This is a genomic window from Streptomyces sp. NPDC048353 (assembly GCF_055587165.1).
Genome location: NZ_JBVJGU010000007.1, coordinates 112,963 through 133,750, shown reverse-complemented (window position 1 = coordinate 133,750; position 20,788 = coordinate 112,963). Strand labels below are relative to the sequence as shown.

The 20,788-nt window shown below is 72.0% G+C and carries 20 protein-coding genes; 18 read left to right on the top strand and 2 right to left on the bottom strand.

What is annotated here, in order from left to right; translation table 11 throughout:
- Nucleotides 1-84 precede the first annotated feature (84 nt).
- A complete protein-coding gene (locus ACZ6RC_RS24710; protein WP_453618097.1) occupies nucleotides 85-1,437 on the top strand; it encodes a replication-associated recombination protein A in 1,353 nt (450 codons plus the stop codon).
- A gap of 364 nt (nucleotides 1,438-1,801) precedes the next feature.
- A complete protein-coding gene (gene rpsD, locus ACZ6RC_RS24705) occupies nucleotides 1,802-2,416 on the top strand; it encodes a 30S ribosomal protein S4 (protein WP_365721216.1) in 615 nt (204 codons plus the stop codon).
- A 34-nt stretch (nucleotides 2,417-2,450) separates the two neighbouring features.
- Here rpsD and ACZ6RC_RS24700 read toward each other — a convergent pair whose 3' ends face one another.
- Nucleotides 2,451-4,619: an ATP-binding protein gene (locus ACZ6RC_RS24700; protein ID WP_469587004.1), complete on the bottom strand. Its 2,169-nt coding sequence runs from the start codon at nucleotides 4,617-4,619 to the stop codon at nucleotides 2,451-2,453.
- Nucleotides 4,620-4,796: 177 nt separating this feature from the next.
- On the opposite strand from ACZ6RC_RS24700, the gene ACZ6RC_RS24695 reads away from it, so the two are divergent.
- The 14 genes from ACZ6RC_RS24695 (at nucleotide 4,797) to nusB (ending at nucleotide 18,086) form a co-directional block, all read left to right on the top strand.
- Nucleotides 4,797-5,237, top strand: a complete 441-nt coding sequence (locus tag ACZ6RC_RS24695) for a DUF948 domain-containing protein (RefSeq protein WP_391145062.1) — start codon at nucleotides 4,797-4,799, stop codon at nucleotides 5,235-5,237.
- A gap of 6 nt (nucleotides 5,238-5,243) precedes the next feature.
- Nucleotides 5,244-5,603: a DUF6167 family protein gene (locus ACZ6RC_RS24690; RefSeq protein ID WP_391145065.1), complete on the top strand. Its 360-nt coding sequence runs from the start codon at nucleotides 5,244-5,246 to the stop codon at nucleotides 5,601-5,603.
- Nucleotides 5,603-8,272, top strand: coding sequence for an alanine--tRNA ligase (gene alaS / locus ACZ6RC_RS24685; protein WP_391145067.1), 2,670 nt, complete (start codon nucleotides 5,603-5,605; stop codon nucleotides 8,270-8,272). Before ACZ6RC_RS24690 ends, alaS begins: the two co-directional genes overlap by 1 nt.
- Entirely contained in the window at nucleotides 8,272-8,736 is a 465-nt protein-coding gene (ruvX, locus tag ACZ6RC_RS24680; RefSeq protein ID WP_391145068.1) for a Holliday junction resolvase RuvX, read from the top strand. The genes alaS and ruvX overlap by 1 nt, the downstream gene beginning before the upstream one ends.
- 101 nt (nucleotides 8,737-8,837) lie before the next feature.
- Entirely contained in the window at nucleotides 8,838-10,577 is a 1,740-nt protein-coding gene (mltG, locus tag ACZ6RC_RS24675) for an endolytic transglycosylase MltG (RefSeq protein WP_469586998.1), read from the top strand.
- Entirely contained in the window at nucleotides 10,577-11,404 is an 828-nt protein-coding gene (locus tag ACZ6RC_RS24670) for a shikimate dehydrogenase (protein ID WP_469586995.1), read from the top strand. Before mltG ends, ACZ6RC_RS24670 begins: the two co-directional genes overlap by 1 nt.
- 176 nt (nucleotides 11,405-11,580) lie before the next feature.
- Nucleotides 11,581-12,765, top strand: coding sequence for a chorismate synthase (aroC, locus tag ACZ6RC_RS24665; RefSeq protein ID WP_469586992.1), 1,185 nt, complete (start codon nucleotides 11,581-11,583; stop codon nucleotides 12,763-12,765).
- Complete coding sequence (locus ACZ6RC_RS24660; protein WP_469586989.1) at nucleotides 12,762-13,280, top strand: shikimate kinase; 519 nt, start codon at nucleotides 12,762-12,764, stop codon at nucleotides 13,278-13,280. Before aroC ends, ACZ6RC_RS24660 begins: the two co-directional genes overlap by 4 nt.
- The gene (aroB, locus tag ACZ6RC_RS24655) at nucleotides 13,277-14,371 is read left to right on the top strand and encodes a 3-dehydroquinate synthase (protein WP_469586986.1); all 1,095 of its coding nucleotides are present in this window, start codon (nucleotides 13,277-13,279) and stop codon (nucleotides 14,369-14,371) included. Before ACZ6RC_RS24660 ends, aroB begins: the two co-directional genes overlap by 4 nt.
- The gene (locus tag ACZ6RC_RS24650; protein ID WP_469586983.1) at nucleotides 14,368-14,814 is read left to right on the top strand and encodes a type II 3-dehydroquinate dehydratase; all 447 of its coding nucleotides are present in this window, start codon (nucleotides 14,368-14,370) and stop codon (nucleotides 14,812-14,814) included. The genes aroB and ACZ6RC_RS24650 overlap by 4 nt, the downstream gene beginning before the upstream one ends.
- Nucleotides 14,815-14,911: 97 nt before the next feature.
- Complete coding sequence (locus tag ACZ6RC_RS24645; protein ID WP_469586981.1) at nucleotides 14,912-15,838, top strand: AAA family ATPase; 927 nt, start codon at nucleotides 14,912-14,914, stop codon at nucleotides 15,836-15,838.
- A 92-nt stretch (nucleotides 15,839-15,930) separates the two neighbouring features.
- Complete coding sequence (locus ACZ6RC_RS24640; protein WP_469586978.1) at nucleotides 15,931-17,037, top strand: aminopeptidase P family protein; 1,107 nt, start codon at nucleotides 15,931-15,933, stop codon at nucleotides 17,035-17,037.
- A 48-nt stretch (nucleotides 17,038-17,085) separates the two neighbouring features.
- Entirely contained in the window at nucleotides 17,086-17,652 is a 567-nt protein-coding gene (efp, locus tag ACZ6RC_RS24635; protein WP_391145095.1) for an elongation factor P, read from the top strand.
- 2 nt (nucleotides 17,653-17,654) lie between these two features.
- On the top strand, nucleotides 17,655-18,086 hold the full coding sequence (gene nusB, locus ACZ6RC_RS24630; protein WP_391145096.1) for a transcription antitermination factor NusB: 432 nt from the start codon (nucleotides 17,655-17,657) through the stop codon (nucleotides 18,084-18,086).
- 323 nt (nucleotides 18,087-18,409) lie between these two features.
- Here the strand turns inward: nusB and bldD are convergent, their stop codons facing one another.
- Nucleotides 18,410-18,910 carry a transcriptional regulator BldD gene (gene bldD, locus ACZ6RC_RS24625; RefSeq protein WP_030214967.1) on the bottom strand — a complete coding sequence of 167 codons (501 nt, stop codon included), beginning with the start codon at nucleotides 18,908-18,910 and terminating at the stop codon, nucleotides 18,410-18,412.
- 246 nt (nucleotides 18,911-19,156) lie between these two features.
- Between bldD and pyrR the strand changes: the two genes are divergently transcribed.
- Together pyrR and ACZ6RC_RS24615 are read left to right on the top strand one after the other, a co-directional pair.
- Nucleotides 19,157-19,720: a bifunctional pyr operon transcriptional regulator/uracil phosphoribosyltransferase PyrR gene (gene pyrR, locus ACZ6RC_RS24620; protein ID WP_391145099.1), complete on the top strand. Its 564-nt coding sequence runs from the start codon at nucleotides 19,157-19,159 to the stop codon at nucleotides 19,718-19,720.
- Nucleotides 19,721-19,805: 85 nt separating this feature from the next.
- The gene (locus ACZ6RC_RS24615) at nucleotides 19,806-20,786 is read left to right on the top strand and encodes an aspartate carbamoyltransferase catalytic subunit (RefSeq protein WP_391145102.1); all 981 of its coding nucleotides are present in this window, start codon (nucleotides 19,806-19,808) and stop codon (nucleotides 20,784-20,786) included.
- Nucleotides 20,787-20,788 lie beyond the last annotated feature (2 nt).

Genomic DNA, 20,788 nt, shown 5'->3' with positions numbered 1-20,788 from the left:
CGCGGGAGGCGCCGACGGGCGGTTCCCACCCCGCCGCGGGCCGCCCCGACGGCGTTGTCAGTGGCGTGACCTAGGCTTCATGACGTGGAGCCCGACCTCTTTACCGCAGCAGCCGAAGAACGCCAGGAGAAGGACCCGTCCAGCAGCCCCCTGGCCGTCCGGATGCGCCCGCGCGTCCTCGACGAGGTCCTCGGCCAGCGCCACCTGCTCAAGCCGGGGGCCCCGCTGCGCCGCCTGGTGGGCGAGGGCGACGGAGGGCCCGCCGGTGCCTCGTCGGTCATCCTCTGGGGCCCGCCCGGCATCGGCAAGACCACCCTCGCGTACGTCGTCTCCAAGGCGACCAACAAGCGCTTCGTGGAGCTGTCCGCGATCACCGCGGGCGTCAAGGAGGTCCGGGCGGTCATCGAGGGGGCCCGCCGCGCCGCCGGCGGCTACGGCAAGGAGACCGTCCTCTTCCTCGACGAGATCCACCGCTTCTCCAAGGCCCAGCAGGACTCGCTGCTCCCCGCGGTGGAGAACCGCTGGGTGACGCTGATCGCCGCGACGACGGAGAACCCGTACTTCTCGATCATCTCCCCGCTGCTCTCCCGGTCGCTGCTGCTCACGCTCGAACCGCTCACCGACGAGGACCTGCGCGACCTCCTCGCCCGCGCCCTGACCGAGGAGCGGGGACTCGGCGGCGCGGTCACCCTGCCCGAGGACGCCGAGGCGCACCTGCTGCGGATCGCCGGAGGGGACGCGCGCCGGGCGCTGACCGCGCTGGAGGCGGCCGCGGGCGCGGCCCTCGCCAAGGGCGAGCAGGAGATCACCCTGCGGACGGTCGAGGAGACCGTCGACCGCGCGGCGGTGACGTACGACCGGGACGGCGACCAGCACTACGACGTCGCGAGCGCGCTGATCAAGTCGATCCGGGGCTCGGACGTGGACGCGGCCCTGCACTATCTGGCGCGCATGATCGAGGCGGGGGAGGACCCCCGGTTCATCGCCCGGCGTCTGATGATCTCGGCCAGCGAGGACATCGGCCTCGCCGATCCGACCGCCCTGCCGACGGCCGTGGCGGCCGCCCAGGCCGTGGCCATGATCGGTTTCCCCGAGGCCGCGCTGACCCTGTCCCACGCGACGATCGCCCTCGCCCTGGCCCCCAAGTCGAACGCGGCGACGCTCGCGATCTCCGCCGCCCAGGCGGACGTGCGCAACGGCCTGGCCGGCCCGGTCCCGGCCCACCTGCGCGACGGGCACTACAAGGGCGCGGCCAAGCTCGGCCACGCCCAGGGATACGTCTATCCGCACGACGTCCCCGGCGGCATCGCGGCCCAGCAGTACGCCCCCGACGCGGTGCACGGCAAGCGCTACTACGAACCGACGAGGTACGGCGCCGAGGCGCGGTACGCGGACGTGGTGGAGAAGGTCCGCGACCGGCTCCGGGGCGACGGCTGACGGCAGCACGCCTCCGGCCCCGGGCGCGTGCACGGGCCCCCGCCGGAACCGGTACACTCGTGCGGAGTGCTGCGTCCCGTGTCCGGCTTCGGCCGGCGCCACCAGAACGGGACATGCAGCCGGAGCCCCGCCCCGGCGGGATCTCCAGGAGCGTCGCGCACCTTCGAAGGTGTCGCGGGCAACCCATCACCTCCCCGGAGCCCCGGGACAAGGCGATGGGCCGTTCGCGTGCTGCACGTACGTGCCCAGACCAGGGAGCGGCTGCCCGACAGGTCCTCAGGGACCGGACGGGTTTCCCCGGCTGCGGATGCGACCTCCTCTAACCCTGGTGAAGCCGTATTCGTACAGATAGAGAGGTTGGTTCATGCCGAACCAGTCCCGTCCCAAGGTCAAGAAGTCGCGTGCGCTCGGTATCGCGCTGACGCCGAAGGCCGTCAAGTACTTCGAGGCCCGCCCCTACCCGCCGGGCGAGCACGGCCGTGGCCGCAAGCAGAACTCGGACTACAAGGTCCGTCTGCTCGAGAAGCAGCGTCTGCGCGCCCAGTACGACATCAGCGAGCGCCAGATGGCGCGCGCCTACGACCGCGCCAAGAAGGCCGAGGGCAAGACGGGCGAGGCGCTGGTCGTCGAGCTCGAGCGTCGCCTCGACGCCCTGGTCCTGCGTTCGGGCATCGCCCGCACCATCTACCAGGCCCGCCAGATGGTCGTGCACGGTCACATCCAGGTCAACGGCACCAAGGTCGACAAGCCGTCGTTCCGTGTCCGTCCCGACGACGTCGTGATGGTCCGCGAGCGCTCCCGCGAGAAGCCCCTGTTCCAGGTGGCCCGCGAGGGTGGCTTCGCCGCCGACGGTGAGACCCCGCGTTACCTGCAGGTCAACCTGAAGGCCCTGGCCTTCCGCCTCGACCGCGACCCGAACCGCAAGGAAATCCCGGTCATCTGCGACGAGCAGCTGGTCGTCGAGTACTACGCCCGCTGATCCAGCGGCCGTAGTACCGCGCACCCCGCGGTTCTCAGCCCGCCGTCTCCCCGCCCTTCCGGGTGGGGGAGCCGGCGGGCTTCCGCATTCCCGGCAGACACCGGCGCTGCGCCCGGGGAGCCTTCCCCGTCCTCGCGGGACCGGCCGCCGGATCCCGGCGCTCCGCGAGCGCCCGGGCCACCGCCGCCTCCAGCGAGAGCCCCCGGCCCTCCCGTACCGACGCCCCGTACCGCTCCGCGCCCAGCAGCTCGCCGGCCTGCCGCTCGCACAGCGCGCGCGGCGTGCCGAACGCCCCCGAACCGAAGGTCCGCAGCCCCACCGCGTCCCACACGGGCAGGGTCGCCCCCTGCAGCACCGCCGCCTCCTCCGGATCGCCCTCGCTCGCCGTCACCAGCGCCAGCAGCTCGATCGCCAGGACCAGCCCCACCAGATCGTGGAACGCGTGGTCGATGGTGATGCACTCGGCGAGCAGGGCCCGCGCCTCCCCGTGGGCGCCCCGCGTCCAGGCCGCGTACGCCAGCACATAGAGGGCGTACGCCCGCGTCCAGCGCTCCCCGCGCTCCTCGCAGATCTCCCGGACCTCCACGCAGAGCGCGACCGCCCCCTCCAGATCGCCCTGGAAGATCCGCGCCATCGCCAGCTCGACCTGCGCCATCAGCACGCTGCTGTTCAGCTGGCCGAGCCGCCGGTACGCCCGCAGGGCCCGGCCGATCAGCTCCTCCGCCCGGACCATGTCGTCCGTGAGCAGCGCCAGACAGCCCATCCGGTGCGTCGCGTACGCCTCCGCCAGCGCGTCGCCCGTACGCCGGGCCCGCTCGCCGCACTCGTGCAGCGCCGCCACCGCCGCCGTGGCGTCCCCCTGCAGGATCGCCACATAGCCGAGCACCCACAGCGCCTTCAGCCGGGCACCCGGCGGCTCGGAGTGCTCCGGATCCAGCGCCAGCGCCCGGTCCAGCCAGTGCCGCCCCTCCGACAGGCGCCCGCACCCCACCCAGTAGAACCAGAGCGTCCCCGCCAGGTGCCGCGCCAGATGCGCCTCGCCCGGCAGCTCCAGACACAGCTCGAGGGCCGCCCGCAGATTGGGCAGCGACGCCTCCGTGCTCGCCGCCACCTCGGCCTGGCGCGGACTGAACCACTCCAGCTCGCACCAGGTGGCGAGCCCCATGTACCAGTCCCGGTGCCGCCGGCGCATCCGCTCGGTGTCGCCCAGCGCCCCCAGCCACTCCGCGCCGTACGCGGCGACCGTGTCCAGCATGCGGTAGCGCGGGCCCGCCGGGCCGTCCTCGCGGGTCAGGAGGGACTGGGCCAGCAGACCGCCCAACACGTCGAGGACCCGCTCCGGCGCCAGCTCGGGCCCGCCGCAGACGTACTCCACCGCCTCCAGGTCGAACGGCCCGGCGAAGACCGACAGCCGCGCCCACAGCAGCCGCTCCTCGGGCGTGCACAGCTCGTGGCTCCAGCCGATCGCCGTACGCAGCGTCTGATGACGCGGCAGCGCGCCGCGCGCGCCCACCGACAGCAGCCGGAACCGGTCGTCCAGCCGGTGCAGCACTTGCTCCACCGTGAGCAGCGGCATCCTGGCCGCCGCCAGCTCCAGCGCCAGCGGGATCCCGTCGAGCCGCCGGCACACCTCCCGGACGGCGCCCCGGTCGCGGGGCGCCCCCGGGGCCGGCCCCCCGCCACCGGCCGCCGCCCGCTCCCCGAAGAGGGCCACCGCGTCCGCGACACCCATCGGCGCCAGGCTCAGGACGGCCTCGCCCTCCACCCGCAGCGGACGCCGGCCCGCCGCGAGGACGGTCAGGCCGGGGGAGCACAGCAGCAACTCCCGTACCAGCAGCGCGCATTCCTCGACGAGGTGCTCGAAGCCGTCCAGGACGAGCAGCAGCCGGCGCTCCGCCAGGTGCTCGACCAGCACCTCCCGCGGGGCCCGCACGGTGTGATCGGTCAGGCCCAGCGCCTCCACGACGGCGTGGTCCACCAGCTCCGGGTCGCGCAGCGCCGCCAGCTCGACGAGCCACGCCCCGTCGGCGTAGCGTTTCTGCTCGGCCGACGCGGCCCGCAGCGCCAGCCGGGTCTTGCCGACACCCCCCACCCCGACGACCGTGACCAGTCGGAACTCCGCCAGGAGCCGGGCCAGTTCGTCCCGCTCGCCGGCCCGTCCGACGAACCGGTTCAACTCCGCCGGGAGATTGCTCCTTCGCATGGGACACGGAGCGTACTCACCCGGCAGCACTCCGTACAATCGGATCGGGCGGGTACGCGCCCCGCGGCGCCGAATCCGGTACGGGGAAAGACCGCGGGCGCGATAGGGTCGGAGAACGACTTTTCGCAAGGCCCCGACGACATACAAGGCCCCGACGACAGCAGGGAGCGGTGCGGAGTGACCGGTGGAGAGGTTGCCGGGATCCTGGTGGCCGTGTTCTGGGCGATCCTCGTCTCCTTCCTCGCCGTGGTGCTGGTGAGACTGGCGCAGACGCTCAAGGCGACCACCAAGCTCGTGGCGGACGTGACCGAGCAGGCCGTGCCGTTGCTCGCCGACGCCTCGGCGACCGTCCGGTCCGCGCAGACCCAGCTCGACCGGGTCGACGCGATCGCCTCGGACGTCCAGGAGGTCACCTCCAACGCCTCGGCGCTCTCCTCCACCGTCGCCTCCACCTTCGGCGGCCCGCTCGTCAAGGTCGCGGCCTTCGGCTACGGCGTCCGCAAGGCCCTCGGCCGCGGCCGCGAGGACGCGCCCCCGGCACCCGAGCCGCGCTCCCGCCGCACCGTGATCATCGGCCGCGCCGTCCCGTCCGCCAGGCGCCGGAAGCAGAAGGGCTGACCCGAGATGTTCCGCCGTACGTTCTGGTTCACCGCCGGCGCCGCAGCCGGCGTCTGGGCCACCACCAAGGTCAACCGGAAGCTCAAGCAGCTGACCCCCGAGAGCCTCGCCGCGCAGGCCGCGAACAAGGCGATCGAGACCGGCCACAAGCTCAAGGACTTCGCCCTCGACGTCAGGGCCGGCATGGTCCAGCGGGAAGCCGAACTGGGCGAGGCGCTCGGCATCGAGGCGCCGGTGGACCACGACCGCGAACTCCCCGGGCCGCGCCGCAGGGCGGCGCTCGACCCGACCGCGCCGACGGCGCACCCGACCAAGCACACGCACGCGCACCCCACGATCCCGTACAACCGGAATGAGGACCACTGATGGAGTCGGCTGAAATCCGCCGCCGCTGGCTGAGCTTCTTCGAGGAGCGCGGTCACACCGTCGTCCCTTCGGCGTCGCTCATCGCGGACGACCCGACTCTGCTGCTCGTCCCCGCCGGCATGGTGCCCTTCAAGCCCTACTTCCTGGGCGAGGTCAAGCCGCCGTTCCCGCGCGCCTCCAGCGTGCAGAAGTGCGTGCGCACGCCGGACATCGAAGAGGTCGGCAAGACCACCCGCCACGGCACGTTCTTCCAGATGTGCGGCAACTTCTCCTTCGGCGACTACTTCAAGGAAGGCGCCATCAAGCTCGCCTGGGAGCTGCTGACCAGCGGGGTGGAGCACGGCGGCTACGGGCTGGAGCCGGAGAAGCTCTGGATCACCGTCTACCAGGAGGACGACGAGGCCGAGCAGATCTGGCGCGACGTCGTCGGCGTCCCGGCCGAGCGCATCCAGCGCCTCGGCAAGAAGGACAACTACTGGTCGATGGGCGTTCCCGGCCCCTGCGGCCCGTGCTCGGAGATCAACTACGACCGCGGCCCCGAGTTCGGCGCCGAGGGCGGCCCGGCCGTCAACGACGAGCGGTACGTGGAGATCTGGAACCTGGTCTTCATGCAGTACGAGCGCGGCGAGGGCACCTCCAAGGAGGACTTCGAGATCCTCGGCGACCTCCCCTCGAAGAACATCGACACCGGCCTCGGTCTCGAGCGCCTGGCGATGATCCTCCAGGGCGTGCAGAACATGTACGAGACCGACACCCTCAAGGTCGTCATCGACAAGGCCACCGAACTCACCGGTGTCGCCTACGGCAAGGCCCACGACAGCGACGTCTCGCTGCGCGTGGTGGCCGACCACATGCGGACCTCCGTGATGCTCATCGGTGACGGTGTCACCCCCGGCAACGAGGGCCGCGGCTACGTCCTGCGCCGCATCATGCGCCGCGCCGTCCGCAACATGCGCCTGCTGGGCGCCACCGGACCGGTCGTCCAGGAGCTCGTCGACGTCGTGATCGACACGATGGGCGAGCAGTACCCGGAGCTGGTCACCGACCGCAAGCGCATCGAGACCGTCGCCCTTGCCGAGGAGGCCGCGTTCCTCAAGGCCCTCAAGGGCGGCACCAACATCCTTGACACCGCCGTGACGGAGACCAAGGCCGCCGGCGGCACCGTCCTCGCCGGCGACAAGGCGTTCCTGCTCCACGACACCTGGGGCTTCCCGATCGACCTCACCCTGGAGATGGCCGCCGAGCAGGGCCTCTCCGTGGACGAGACCGGCTTCCGCCGCCTGATGCAGGAGCAGCGGGAGCGCGCCAAGGCCGACGCCAAGGCCAAGAAGACCGGCCACGCCGACGTCACCGCCTACCGCGAGATCGCCGACAGCAACGGCGCCACCGAGTTCACCGGCTACACCAACACCGAGGGCGAGACCACCGTCGTCGGTCTGCTGGTCAACGGCGTGCCGTCGCCCGCCGCGACCGAGGGCGACGAGGTCGAGATCGTCCTCGACCGCACCCCGTTCTACGCCGAGGGCGGCGGCCAGCTCGCCGACCAGGGCCGGATCCGGCTGCACAGCGGCGCCGTCGTCGAGATCCGCGACGTCCAGCAGCCGGTCCCGGGCGTCTCCGTGCACAAGGGCTCGGTGCAGGTCGGCGAGGTGACGGTCGGCTCCACGGCCTACGCCACGATCGACATCCGCCGCCGCCGGGCCATCGCCCGCGCCCACAGCGCCACCCACCTCACGCACCAGGCGCTCCGCGACGCCCTCGGCCCGACGGCCGCCCAGGCCGGTTCGGAGAACTCGCCGGGCCGCTTCCGCTTCGACTTCGGCTCCCCGAACGCCGTCCCCGGCACCGTGCTGACCGACGTCGAGCAGAAGATCAACGAGGTCCTCGCCCGGGAACTCGACGTCCACGCCGAGGTCATGTCCATCGACGAGGCCAAGCGGCAGGGCGCCATCGCCGAGTTCGGCGAGAAGTACGGCGAGCGGGTCCGCGTGGTGACGATCGGCGACTTCTCCAAGGAGCTGTGCGGCGGTACGCACGTCCACAACACCGCCCAGCTGGGCCTGGTGAAGCTGCTCGGCGAGTCGTCGATCGGCAGTGGCGTGCGCCGTGTCGAGGCCCTCGTCGGCGTCGACGCGTACAACTTCCTGGCCAAGGAGCACACGGTCGTCGCCCAGCTCCAGGAGCTGGTCAAGGGCCGCTCCGAGGAGCTGCCGGAGAAGATCTCCGCCATGCTCGGCAAGCTGAAGGACGCCGAGAAGGAGATCGAGAAGTTCCGCGCGGAGAAGGTCCTGCAGGCCGCCGCGGGTCTGGTCTCCGGCGCCAAGGACGTCCGGGGTGTCGCCCTGGTCACCGGCCAGGTCCCCGACGGCACCTCCGCCGACGACCTGCGCCGGCTGGTCCTCGACGTCCGCGGCCGCATCCCCGGCGACCGCCCGGCCGTCGTGGCCCTGTTCACCACGGCCAACGGACGTCCGCTGACGGTCATCGCCACCAACGAGGCCGCCCGCGAGCGCGGTCTCAAGGCCGGCGAGCTGGTCCGTACGGCCGCCAAGACCCTCGGTGGCGGCGGCGGCGGCAAGCCGGACGTCGCCCAGGGCGGCGGACAGAACCCCGCCGCCATCGGCGACGCCATCGACGCCGTCGAGCGCATGGTCGGGGACAACGCCTGATGCGACGCGGCCGTCGTCTCGCGATCGATGTCGGGGACGCCCGGATCGGGGTCGCCTCGTGCGACCCCGACGGGGTCCTCGCCACGCCGGTGGAGACCGTGCCGGGACGCGATGTCCCGGCCGCCCACCGGCGGCTGCGCCTGCTCGTCGAGGAGTACGAACCCCTCGAGATCGTGGTCGGCCTGCCCCGCTCCCTCTCCGGGGGCGAGGGGCCGGCCGCGGCCAAGGTCCGTCGGTTCGCGCAGGAGCTGGCCCGCGGGATCGCGCCGGTGCCGGTCCGGCTCGTGGACGAGCGGATGACGACCGTGAGCGCGACCCAGGGGCTGCGGGCCTCCGGAGTGAACGCCAAGAAGGGGCGTTCCGTCATCGATCAGGCCGCCGCTGTGATCATCCTCCAGAACGCTCTTGAGTCCGAACGGGTATCAGGTAATCCGCCCGGCGAGGGCGTCGAAGTGGTCATCTGATCGCGATACGGTAACGTTCCGCGCGATGCGGCGGTGTTCGAACAGCTGCCGCACTACGAGGGGCGGACCGTCCGGGCGCCTCGCGGCTGTTTTGGGGATCGATGACTGAGTATGGCCGGAGCCCCGGCTCCGAACCGTGGCACCCCACGGATCCCCTGTACGGGGACCAGGGGTGGGAAGGCCAGCAGCAGTACCCGCAGCAGGCGCAGTACGGCCACCAGGACCTGTACGGACAGGGGCACGGTGTGCAGGGCGGTGGCCAGGCCGGTCACGGCGGGCACGCCGACCAGGGCTACGACCCCCGGTACCAGCAGCAGGCGTACCACCCCGAGCAGCCGCAGCACCCCCAGCAGCCGCAGGCGCCCCAGCAGTACGACGATCAGCGGTATGCCGATCAGACCTACGGCGGCCAGGCGCAGGGGTACGACACGCCCGGGTACCCCGCACAGCAGTACGACACCAACTGGGAGACGGGCCAGGCGGCCATGCCATACGGCGCCACCCCGGCCGATCCGTACGGCGGCCAGGACCCCGACCTCTACGGCACCCCCGAGGCGTACCCGCCGCCGCAGCCCCCGGGCCGGCGGCAGGCGCCGCCGGAGCCGGTGACCGACTGGGAGGCGGAGGCCCAGGAGGAGGAGGAGAAGCACCCCTTCTTCACCGGCGACGACGACCCGGACGACGAGAAGGAGCCGGCCGGCGGCCGTTCCTCCCGGGGCGGCCGTGACCGGCGCGGCAAGGGCGGCAAGAGCGACAAGGGCCGCAAGGGCAAGAACGGCGTGGCCTGCCTCGTCGTCGCCCTGGTCCTCGCGGGCGGTGTCGGCGGCGTCGGCTACTTCGGCTACCAGTTCTGGCAGGGCCAGTTCGGCGCGGCACCCGACTACGCGGGCGAGGGCAGCGGCTCCGTCCAGGTCGAGATCCCCGCGGGCTCCGGCGGCTACGACATCGGCAACCTCCTCAAGAAGGCCGGGGTCGTCAAGAGCGTCGACGCCTTCGTCTCGGCGCAGCAGAAGAACCCCAAGGGTCTGAGCATCCAGGCCGGCGTCTACACCCTCAAGAAGGAGATGTCGGCGGAGAGCGCCGTGGCCCTCCTGCTCAGCCCGGCGAGCCAGGCCAACTTCGTCATCCCCGAGGGGCAGCGGAACACCTGGGTCTACGACCAGATCGACAAGCGCCTCGACCTCGCGGCGGGCACCACCAAGGAGATCGCCCGGGCGAAGGCGGACGACCTCGGCCTGCCGGACTGGGCCAAGAACCACCAGGACGTCAAGGACCCGCTGGAAGGCTTCCTCTTCCCCGCGAGCTACCCCGTCGCCAAGGGCAACAAGCCCGAGGACGTCCTGCGCAAGATGGTGGCCCGCGCCGGCCAGGAGTACGGCAAGCTCGACCTGGAGACCAAGTCCCGGGCGCTCGGGCTCAAGGGGCCGTGGGAGCTCGTCACGGTCGCGAGCCTCGTCCAGGTCGAGGGCAAGACGCACGACGACTTCACCAAGATGGCCGAGGTCATCTACAACCGGCTGAGCCCCGAGAACACCGAGACCAACCAGCTCCTGCAGTTCGACTCGTCGTACAACTACCTCATGGGCCAGAGCAAGATCAAGATCGGCCGCGACGAGATCAACAGCAACCCGGACCCGTACAACACGTACAAGCAGAAGGGTCTGACACCCGGACCCATCAGCAACCCGGGAGCCGAGGCGCTGGTGGCCGCCCTCAATCCGACGAAGGACGGCTGGATGTACTTCGTCGCCACCGACGGCATGAGCAAGACCGAGTTCGCCAAGACCCTCGCCGAGCACGACAAGCTCGTCGAGAAGTTCAACGCCTCCGGGAGCGAATGATGTCCGCAACGCGGCGGGCGGCCGTCCTCGGCTCGCCCATCGCCCACTCGCTCTCCCCGGTGCTGCACCGGGCGGCGTACACCGCGCTGGGGCTCGACGACTGGTCGTACGACCGCTTCGAGGTGGACGAGGCCGGGCTCCCCGGCTTCGTCGCCGGCCTGGACGGCTCCTGGGCGGGTCTGTCGCTGACCATGCCGCTGAAACGGGCGATCATCCCGCTGCTCGACGGGATCAGCGACACGGCGGCCTCGGTCGAGGCCGTGAACACGGTCGTCCTCACCGAGGACGGCCGCCGCCTCGGCGACAACACGGATATCCCCGGCATGATCGCGGCCCTGCGGGAGCGGGGCGTCGAGAAGGTGGAGTCCGCCGCGATCCTCGGCGCGGGCGCCACCGCCTCCTCGGCCCTGGCCGCCCTCGCCCGGATCTGCGGCGGCCCCGTCACGGCGTACGTCCGCAGCGAGGCGCGCGCCCGGGAGATGCGCGGCTGGGGCGAGCGGCTCGGCGTCGACGTCCGCATCGCCGCCTGGGACGACGCCGACCAGGCGTTCTCCGCGCCGCTCGTCGTCGCGACCACACCGGCCGGCACCACCGACGCCCTGGCCGGGGCCGTCCCCACCACGGTCGGCACGCTCTTCGACGTCCTCTACGACCCGTGGCCCACCGCGCTCGCCGCCTCCTGGTCGGAGCGCGGCGGCAAGGTGGTCGGCGGTCTCGACCTCCTCGTCCACCAGGCCGTGCTCCAGGTCGAGCAGATGACGGGCGTCCCCTCGGCGCCGCTGACCGCGATGCGGGCGGCGGGCGAGCGGGCCCTGGCCGCACGCTAGGTCGTGTCCGGCCGGCATCGCCCGACCGAAAGGCGTCTCCAGGGGTGAGACGAGCGTCCGATAGCTGGACCTGAGGCCTGGGGAGCCGCGCGGACGTGAAAGGATCGGGTACGGCGGGCCAGGCCGCGCACCCGGTCGCGCCGTCGCAGTGCCAGGCGCGAGCATGAGGAGCATCGTTGAGCAGGTTGCGTTGGCTGACCGCTGGGGAGTCCCACGGACCCGCGCTGGTCGCGACGTTGGAGGGTCTTCCCGCCGGCGTCCCTATCACCACGGAGCTGGTGGCGGACCACCTTGCGCGGCGGCGTCTCGGCTATGGGCGTGGTGCGCGGATGAAGTTCGAGCGGGACGAGATCACCTTCCTCGGCGGTGTGCGTCACGGGCTCTCCCTCGGCTCTCCGGTCGCGGTGATGGTCGGCAACACCGAATGGCCGAAGTGGGAGAAGGTCATGTCGGCCGATCCGGTCGACCCGGCGGAGCTCAAGGAGACGGGCCGTAACGCGCCGCTGACCCGGCCGCGTCCCGGTCACGCGGACCTGGCCGGTATGCAGAAGTACGGCTTCGAGGAGGCCCGGCCGATCCTGGAGCGCGCCAGCGCCCGGGAGACGGCGGCGCGTGTGGCGCTCGGTGCGGTGGCCCGTTCCTTCCTGAAGGAGGCCGCCGGGATCGAGATCGTGTCGCACGTGGTCGAACTGGCGGCGGCGAAGGCCCCGTACGGCGTCTACCCCAAGCCGGGAGACGTCGGGCGGCTGGACGCGGATCCGGTGCGGTGTCTGGACGCGGATGCGTCGAAGGCGATGGTCGCGGAGATCGATCAGGCGCACAAGGACGGTGACACCCTCGGCGGGGTGGTGGAGGTCCTGGCGTATGGGGTGCCCGTGGGTCTGGGTTCGCATGTGCACTGGGACCGGCGGCTGGATGCCCGGCTGGCGGCGGCGCTGATGGGTATCCAGGCGATCAAGGGTGTGGAGGTCGGGGACGGCTTCGAGCTGGCTCGGGTGCCCGGTTCGCAGGCGCACGACGAGATCGTGAGGACCGACGAGGGTCTGCGGCGCACGTCGGGCCGCTCGGGCGGTACGGAGGGTGGTCTGACCACCGGTGAGCTGCTGCGGGTGCGGGCGGCGATGAAGCCGATCGCCACCGTCCCGCGCGCTCTGGCGACCGTCGACGTCGTCACCGGCGAGGCGACCCAGGCACACCACCAGCGTTCCGACGTGTGTGCGGTCCCGGCCGCCGGGATCGTGGCCGAGGCGATGGTCGCGCTCGTCCTGGCCGACGCCGTGGTCGAGAAGTTCGGCGGCGACAGCGTCCCCGAGACCCGCCGCAACGTCCGCTCCTACCTCGACAACCTCCAGATCCGGTGACCGCACCGCTGGTCGTCCTGGTCGGACCGATGGGCTCCGGCAAGTCCACCGTGGGCGCGCTCCTCGCCGAACTCCTGGACGCGCCCTACCGCGACACCGACGCCGACGTCGTCGCCGCCCAGGGCCGCGCGATCGCGGACATCTTCATCGAGGACGGCGAGGACCACTTCCGCGCCCTGGAACGGGAAGCCGTACGGACCGCGGTCGCCGAGCACGAGGGCGTCCTCGCGCTCGGCGGCGGCGCCGTCCTCGACGCCGGCACCCGTGCCCTCCTCACCGGGCTCCCGGTCGCCTATCTCTCGATGGACGTCGAGGAAGCGGTCCGCCGCGTCGGCCTCAACACCGCGCGGCCGCTGCTCGCCGTCAACCCGCGCCGCCAGTGGCGCGAGCTGATGGAGGCCCGCCGCCACCTCTACACCGAAGTCGCACGGGTCGTCGTCGCCACCGACGACCGCACCCCCGAAGAGGTCGCGAGCGCGGTCCTCGACGCACTGGAGCTGAAGAAGGACGTATGACGGACCAGGAAGTGACCCGTATCCATGTCGGCGGCTCGGCGGGCACGGATCCGTACGAGGTGCTGGTCGGGCGGCAGCTGCTCGCCGAGCTTCCCGCCCTCATCGGTGACAAGGCCAAGCGCGTCGCCGTGATCCACCCCGAGGCCCTCGCCGAGACGGGCGAGGCGCTGCGCGCCGACCTCGCCGCCCAGGGCTTCGAGGCCGTCGCCATCCAGGTGCCGAACGCCGAGGAGGCCAAGACCGTCGAGGTCGCGGCCTACTGCTGGAAGGCGCTCGGCCAGACCGGCTTCACCCGCACCGACGTCATCGTCGGCGTCGGCGGCGGCGCCACCACGGACCTGGCCGGGTTCGTCGCCGCGAGCTGGCTGCGGGGCGTGCGCTGGATCGCCGTACCGACCACCGTCCTCGGCATGGTCGACGCGGCCGTCGGCGGCAAGACCGGCATCAACACCGCCGAGGGCAAGAACCTGGTCGGCGCCTTCCACCCGCCCGCCGGCGTCCTCTGCGACCTGGCCGCGCTGGACTCGCTGCCGGTCAACGACTACGTCAGCGGCCTGGCGGAGATCATCAAGGCCGGGTTCATCGCCGACCCGGTGATCCTCGACCTGATCGAGGCGGACCCGCAGGCGGCCCGTACGCCCGCCGGACCGCACACCGCCGAGCTGATCGTCCGGTCGATCCGGGTCAAGGCGGAGGTCGTCTCCGGTGACCTCAAGGAGTCCGGTCGGCGCGAGATCCTCAACTACGGCCACACGCTCGCCCACGCGATCGAGAAGAACGAGCGCTACAAGTGGCGGCACGGCGCCGCCGTCTCCGTCGGCATGGTCTTCGCCGCCGAACTGGGCCGGCTCGCCGGACGGCTCGACGACGCCACCGCCGACCGGCACCGCGCGGTCCTGGAGTCCGTCGGACTCCCGCTGACCTACCGCGGCGACCAGTGGCCCAAGCTGCTCGACACCATGAAGGTCGACAAGAAGTCCCGCGGCGACCTGCTGCGCTTCATCGTTCTCGACGGGCTCGGCAAGCCGACCGTCCTGGAGGGCCCCGACCCGGCGGTGCTCGTCGCGGCCTACGGCGAGGTGTCCGCGTGAGCGAGCTCCGTCCCGTCCTGGTGCTCAACGGCCCCAACCTCGGCCGGCTCGGCTCCCGCGAACCCGACATCTACGGCGCCACGTCGTACAAGGGCCTCACGGACTCCTGCCGGGCCCTCGGCGTCGAGCTGGGCTTCGCCGTCGAGGTCCGGGAGACCAACGACGAGGGCGAGATGATCCGCTGGCTGCACGAGGCGGCCGACGGTTCGATTCCGGTCGTTCTCAACCCCGGTGCGTTCACGCACTACTCGTACGGAATGCGCGACGCGGCCGCCCAGCGGACCGCCCCGCTCATCGAGGTGCACATCTCGAACCCGTACACCAGGGAGGAATTCCGGCACACCTCGGTCGTCGCCGCGGTGGCGAGCGGCACCATCGCCGGGTTCGGCATCGGCTCCTACCTGCTCGCGCTGCGGGCACTCGCCGAGGAATCGACCGGCTGACCGGGCACCCACGACCGCCCCCGGCCGTTCCCCCTGCGGGGGCCGGGGGCGGTAACGTTCCCGGAAGTATCGGCCGTACGAGACGGAGTGGCACCGGATGCAGCACGCAGTGGGGGCTCCGTTGCCACCGCACGAGCAGTCGGGGTGGGCGGGGGCCCAGGGCGGACACCAGGGAGCGCTTCAGGGCGGGCGCCAGGCGCCCCCGCACCCCGCGCCGCAAGGACCACCTCCGGGACCGCCCGCGCAAGGATGGGGCGGCGGGATGCCGCCGCACCCCGGCGTCCAGCCTCCCGGCCCCGCCCGCTCCGCGCCCCAGCACCCCGCCCCGCCGCAGGCCGGCTCGCCGCGCTCCGGCGCGCCCCACCCGGCCTCCGCCCCCGCCGGCCCGCCCCGGGACACCTTCGCGCACGTCCAGCTGCCCCCGGTCGCCCTGCCCTCCGGGGTGCCCGCCGAGCCCGGCACCGGCTCCGCCACCCTCGCCGTCCTGCTGATCGGCCCGGCCGGCGCCGGCAAGACGACCGTGGCGCGCCACTGGGCCCAGCGCCGGCGCGTGCCCACCGCGCACATCAGCCTCGACGACGTCCGCGAATGGGTCTGCTCCGGCTTCGCCGACCCCCAGTCGGGCTGGAACGAACACTCCGAGGCGCAGTACCGCCTCGCCCGCCGCACCTGCGGCTTCGCCGCCCGCAACTTCCTCGCCAACGGCATCTCCTGCATCCTCGACGACGCCGTCTTCCCCGACCGTCCCGTCGTCGGCCTCGGCGGCTGGAAGCGCCACGTCGGCCCCGGGCTGCTCCCCGTCGTGCTCCTGCCCGGCCTGGAGATCGTCCTGGAGCGCAACGCCGAGCGCAGCGGCAACCGGCGCCTCTCGGACGAGGAGGTCGCCTCCATCCACGGCCGGATGGCGGGGTGGTACGGCTCCGGCCTGCCGATCATCGACAACTCCAAGTACGACGTCGAGACCACCGCCCGGGTGCTCGACGAGGTGCTCGCCCGCTCCATAGCCAGCCCGCCCGCCTGGTAGCCGGCGGGCGGCGGTGGCCCGAAGCGTCCGGCGATGGCCCGGTCGGCGGCGCTGAGCAGGCCGGGGCGGCCCGGCCCTCGTAGGCTCGGAACATGTCAGAGGTGTATGCGGACCGCCGTGTGCGGCTGCGCGACCGGTGCGCGGCAGCGGGCAGCCCGGCGGCCCTGGTCTCCCGCCCCGCGAACGTCCGCTATCTCGCGGGTGGTTCGCCTCCCGGAGCTGTCCTGCTGGTCGGCCCGGACGAGGACGTGCTGCTCTGCCCGCTCCAGCCCGGCGGCGATCCGGCCGACGGGCGGCTGGACGAGTCGCTCCGCCAGACCGTACTGCCCATCGGTGGCGGCGATCCGGCCGTCAAGGCCGTCGGCCTCGCCGACAGGGCGGGCGCGGACGCCCTCGCCGTCGAGGAGCATCATCTGACCGTGGCCCGGCACCGCGCCATGGGCTCGGTCGCACCCCGGCTCCGGCTCGCGGACCTCCGCGGGGCCGTGGAGCAGCTGCGGATCGTCAAGGACGAGGACGAGATCACCTGCCTGCGGATCGCCGCGGAGATCGCCGACCAGGCCCTCGGGGAGCTCCTGGAGTCCATCCTGGTCGGCCGGACCGAGCGTCATCTCGCCCTGGAGCTGGAGCGGCGCCTGGTCGACCACGGCGCGGACGGCGCGGCCTTCCCCACGTCCGTGGCGACCGGCCCGCACTCCGGACGCAGCGGCCACCGGCCCACCGACCGCCGGGTCGAGGAAGGCGATTTCCTTTCGGTCTGCCTCGGCGCCAACTACCGCGGCTACCGCTGCGAGATCGGCCGCACCTTCGTCATCGGGACGACGCCCGCGGACTGGCAGATCGAGCTCTACGACCTCGTCTTCGCCGCTCAGCGGGCCGGGCGGGAGTCGCTCGCCCCCGGCGCCGAGTACCGCGACGTGGATCGCGCGGCCCGCCAGATCCTGGAGGGAGCGGGCCTCGCGGAAGCCGTTCCCGCGCTCACCGGGCATGGGGTCGGCCTGGAAATCGACGAGGACCCGCAGCTCGCACCCTCGGCCATGGGTAAACTGGACGCTTGTGTGCCGGTCACCGTCGAACCGGGGGTCCACCTCCCGGGCCGGGGCGGGGTCCGGATCGATGACACGCTCGTCGTGCGCCAGGAGGCGGACGGCGGACCCGAGCTACTCACCATCACGACCAAGGAGCTGCTCGCGCTGTAGGGCGCGTACGCCTCCGTGGTCCACGTCAGTCCAGGAGATTCCGCAACCGTGGCTTCCACGAACGACCTCAAGAACGGCATGGTGCTCAAGCTCGACGGAGACCAGCTCTGGTCCGTCGTCGAGTTCCAGCACGTCAAGCCCGGCAAGGGCCCGGCCTTCGTGCGCACCAAGCTCAAGAACGTGCTCTCCGGCAAGGTCGTCGACAAGACCTTCAACGCCGGTGTGAAGGTCGAGACGGCCACCATCGACCGCCGTGACATGCAGTTCTCGTACATGGACGGCGACTACTTCGTCTTCATGGACATGCAGACGTACGACCAGCTGATGGTCGAGCGCAAGGCCGTCGGCGACGCCGCCAACTTCCTGATCGAGGGCTTCACCGCCTCGGTCGCGCAGCACGAGGGCTCGGTGCTCTACGTCGAGCTGCCCGCCGCCGTCGAGCTGACCATCCAGCACACCGACCCGGGCGTCCAGGGCGACCGCTCCACCGGCGGCACCAAGCCGGCGACGCTGGAGACCGGCCACGAGATCCAGGTCCCGCTCTTCATCACCACCGGTGAGAAGATCAAGGTCGACACCCGCTCGAGCGACTACCTCGGCCGGGTGAACAGCTAACCGTGGCTGCCCGCAGCAACGCCCGTAAGCGCGCCTTCCAGATCCTCTTCGAGTCCGACCAGCGCGGTGCGTCCGTGCAGCAGGTCCTCGCGGACTGGGTCCGGCACGCCCGGTCCGACGACCGCCAGCCGGCGGTCAGCGAGTTCACGATGCAGCTGGTCGAGGGGTACGCGGACCACGCGAACCGGATCGACGAGCTGATCGCCACCTACGCGGTGGACTGGGATCTGGACCGGATGCCGGTCGCCGACCGGAACATCGTGCGCCTCGGCGCGTACGAGCTGATCTGGCTGGACGAGACGCCCGACGCGGTGGCGATCGACGAGGCGGTGCAGCTCGCCAAGGAGTTCTCCACCGACGAGTCGCCGTCGTTCGTGAACGGCCTGCTGGGCCGCTTCAAGGACCTGAAGCCGCGCCTGCGTCGGGACGCCTGACTCAGGCGCCTCCCGGCAGTCGAAGGGGTCCGTGGCACGCGCTGCCGCGGGCCCCTTCGGCGTACCCGCGCCCCACGGGCGCCCACCGGCCCCTCCACCGTCCGCGGGCCCGCGCCCCAGGTCCTTCTGAGCCGCGTGGGGCCCGTGAGGCTTGTGGGGCCCCTGAGGGCCGTTCTCAGGCCCGTACGCGGCCCGGGGCCGGCGCGCGCGGGTGCGTACGGTCAGGCCGGGGGCACAAAAGAACCGCCGGGGTGACGGAAGGTCTGGAAGCCTTCCGCCACCCCGGCGGCAACGTTTCTGCTGGGTCGGTCAGCGGGTGAGGATCAGCTGTCCTCGTGGGCGACCGCGCGGCGCGCGTCCGCGTCCAGGACGCCCCAGCTGATCAGCTGCTCGGTGAGCACCGAGGGGGATTGGTCGTAGATCACCGCGAGGGTGCGCAGGTCGTCCTGGCGGATCGACAGCACCTTGCCGTTGTAGTCCCCGCGCTGGGACTGGATCGTGGCCGCATAGCGCTGCAGCGGGCCGGCCTTCTCCTGCGGGACGTGGGCCAGGCGCTCCAGGTCAAGGACCAGCTTCGGCGGCGGCTCGGCGGCCCCGCCGGGGGTCGTGCCGGGCAGGAGCTCCTGCACCGGGACGCCGTAGAAGTCCGCCAGCTCGGCGAGACGCTGAACGGTCACCGCGCGGTCGCCGCGCTCGTACGAGCCGACCACGACGGCCTTCCAGCGGCCCTGGGACTTCTCTTCCACACCGTGGAGGGAAAGGCCCTGCTGGGTGCGGATGGCACGGAGCTTGGCCCCGAGCTGCTTTGCGTATTCGCTGGACATATAGCTCCCCGGACGCTGTGACAACGTGCGGCTCCGCCGCGTGGCTGGTAACTCACTGTGAGGTTACGCAGCGTTACTTGTCTCCGTCAAGCCGAATGGTCCATACCGACCCCTCCCGAGGGACGGCGCCCGGGACGTCGGCGGGGGTGTGAGCAGGACGGCCGCCCGCCCCTGCTACAGTCGAAGGCGCAATTTCGACGTCCTTTAAGAGCCGTCCCGTGAGGCGGAGAAGGAGGTCCGTTTCATATGGACGCACAGCAGCACACCGATGCGGCACGCCCTGTTCTCGAGGGCCCCGACATCGCGCGGGTCCTGACCCGCATCGCCCACGAGATCGTCGAGCGCGCCAAGGGCGCCGACGACGTGGTGCTCCTCGGCATCCCCACGCGTGGCGTCTTCCTCGCCCGCCGGCTGGCCGACAAGCTCGCGGAGATCACCGGACGGAAGATCCCGGTCGGCTCCCTCGACATCACCATGTACCGCGACGACCTGCGGATGAAGCCCGCCCGGGCCATCGGGCGCACCGAGATCCCCGCCGACGGCATCGACGACCGGCTGGTCGTCCTCGTCGACGACGTGCTCTTCTCCGGCCGCACCATCCGCGCCGCCCTCGACGCGCTCGGCGACCTCGGCCGCCCCCGCGCCGTCCAGCTCGCGGTCCTCGTCGACCGAGGCCACCGCGAACTCCCGATCCGCGCCGACTACGTCGGCAAGAACCTCCCCACGTCGCTGCGGGAGACGGTCAAGGTGCAGCTCGCCGAGGAGGACGGTCGCGACACCGTGCTGCTCGGCGGCAAGCCCGCCTCCTAGCCGTACCGGCATCCCGACGGGTCCAGGGCGCGCCCCTGCGCGCCCGCACGCCCTCATACTCGCCACCACACGGAGCGAAACCCCGATGATGCGTCACCTCATCTCGGCCGCCGACCTCACCCGCGACGACGCCGTCCTCATCCTCGACACCGCCGAGGAGATGGCCCGGGTGGCCGACCGGCCGATCAAGAAGCTGCCCGCGCTGCGCGGCCGCACGATCTGCAACCTCTTCTTCGAGGACTCCACCCGCACCCGGATCTCCTTCGAGGCGGCCGAGAAGCGCCTCTCCGCCGACGTCATCAACTTCGCCGCCAAGGGCTCCAGCGTCTCCAAGGGGGAGTCCCTCAAGGACACCGCGCAGACCCTGGAGGCCATGGGCGTCGACGCGGTCGTCATCCGGCACAGCGCCTCCGGCGCCCCCTACCGCCTCGCCACCTCCGGCTGGATCGATGCCCCCGTCATCAACGCCGGGGACGGCACCCACCAGCACCCCACCCAGGCCCTGCTGGACGCCTTCACCCTCCGCCGCCGGCTCGTCGGCCACGACGCCGGCCTCGGCCGGGACCTCGCGGGCAAGCGGGTCACCCTCGTCGGCGACATCCTGCACAGCCGGGTCGCCCGCTCCAACGTCGACCTGCTGCACACCCTCGGCGCGGAGGTCACCCTGGTCGCTCCGCCCACCCTCGTGCCCGTCGGCGTCGAGGCCTGGCCCTGCGAGATCAGCTACGACCTCGACAGCGTGCTGCCGAAGTCCGACGCCGTGATGATGCTGCGGGTGCAGCGCGAGCGGATGAACGCCGCCTTCTTCCCGACCGAGCGGGAGTACTCGCGCCGCTACGGACTCGACGGCGACCGGATGGCGCGGATGCCCGAGCACGCCGTCGTCATGCACCCCGGCCCCATGGTCCGGGGCATGGAGATCACCGCGGAGGTCGCCGACTCCGACCGCTGCACGGTCATCGAGCAGGTCGCCAACGGCGTCTCCATCCGGATGGCCGTCCTCTACCTGCTGCTGGGCGGCAACGAGCCCGCCGTGACCCACCACCGTACCGAGGAGAGCAAGTAACC

Coding starts and splice junctions, on each gene's coding strand:
- rpsD (WP_365721216.1), top strand. CDS start 1,802: ATGCCGAACCAGTCCCGTCCCAAGGTCAAGAAGTCGCGTGCGCTCGGT.
- ACZ6RC_RS24700 (WP_469587004.1), bottom strand. CDS start 4,619: ATGCGAAGGAGCAATCTCCCGGCGGAGTTGAACCGGTTCGTCGGACGG.
- ACZ6RC_RS24690 (WP_391145065.1), top strand. CDS start 5,244: ATGTTCCGCCGTACGTTCTGGTTCACCGCCGGCGCCGCAGCCGGCGTC.
- alaS (WP_391145067.1), top strand. CDS start 5,603: ATGGAGTCGGCTGAAATCCGCCGCCGCTGGCTGAGCTTCTTCGAGGAG.
- ruvX (WP_391145068.1), top strand. CDS start 8,272: ATGCGACGCGGCCGTCGTCTCGCGATCGATGTCGGGGACGCCCGGATC.
- mltG (WP_469586998.1), top strand. CDS start 8,838: ATGACTGAGTATGGCCGGAGCCCCGGCTCCGAACCGTGGCACCCCACG.
- ACZ6RC_RS24670 (WP_469586995.1), top strand. CDS start 10,577: ATGTCCGCAACGCGGCGGGCGGCCGTCCTCGGCTCGCCCATCGCCCAC.
- aroB (WP_469586986.1), top strand. CDS start 13,277: ATGACGGACCAGGAAGTGACCCGTATCCATGTCGGCGGCTCGGCGGGC.
- ACZ6RC_RS24645 (WP_469586981.1), top strand. CDS start 14,912: ATGCAGCACGCAGTGGGGGCTCCGTTGCCACCGCACGAGCAGTCGGGG.
- ACZ6RC_RS24640 (WP_469586978.1), top strand. CDS start 15,931: ATGTCAGAGGTGTATGCGGACCGCCGTGTGCGGCTGCGCGACCGGTGC.
- bldD (WP_030214967.1), bottom strand. CDS start 18,910: ATGTCCAGCGAATACGCAAAGCAGCTCGGGGCCAAGCTCCGTGCCATC.
- pyrR (WP_391145099.1), top strand. CDS start 19,157: ATGGACGCACAGCAGCACACCGATGCGGCACGCCCTGTTCTCGAGGGC.
- ACZ6RC_RS24615 (WP_391145102.1), top strand. CDS start 19,806: ATGATGCGTCACCTCATCTCGGCCGCCGACCTCACCCGCGACGACGCC.